This window comes from Rhodosalinus sp. FB01, from assembly GCF_041365715.1.
Classification (GTDB): domain Bacteria; phylum Pseudomonadota; class Alphaproteobacteria; order Rhodobacterales; family Rhodobacteraceae; genus Rhodosalinus.
In genome coordinates, this window is record NZ_JBGFSH010000092.1 from 1 (window position 1) to 361 (window position 361).

Consider the following 361-nt stretch of genomic DNA (forward strand, 5'->3'; position numbering starts at 1 on the left):
GAGCGCCACGACCTGCGCCTCTTCCACTCCGACGCCACCGGCGCGCCCTACGGGCACTTCGGCACGCTCGAGGCGGCGCTCGAAGACCGCGGCCTGCGCCTCGGCCCGGCGATGAACGCCGGGATGTACCACCCGGACCGCGCCCCGGTCGGTCTCTACGTCGAAGAGGGCGAGGAGCGCATGCATCTCGTCACCTCCGACGGGCCGGGCAACTTCGGCCTGCTGCCGAACGGCGTGCTCTGCCTGCGCCCGGGCCGCGCCGACGTGATCGAAACGCGCACCTTCGCGCGCCGCGCGCCGGCCTGCCGCTTCGCGACGCAGTCGGGGCCGATGCTGGTGATCGACGGCGCGCTGCACCCGC

At 74.5% G+C, this 361-nt stretch carries 1 pseudogene; it reads left to right on the forward strand.

Annotated elements, in window-relative coordinates:
* Positions 1–361, forward strand: a pseudogene (locus tag AB6A65_RS16735) (hypothetical protein); the annotation flags it as partial.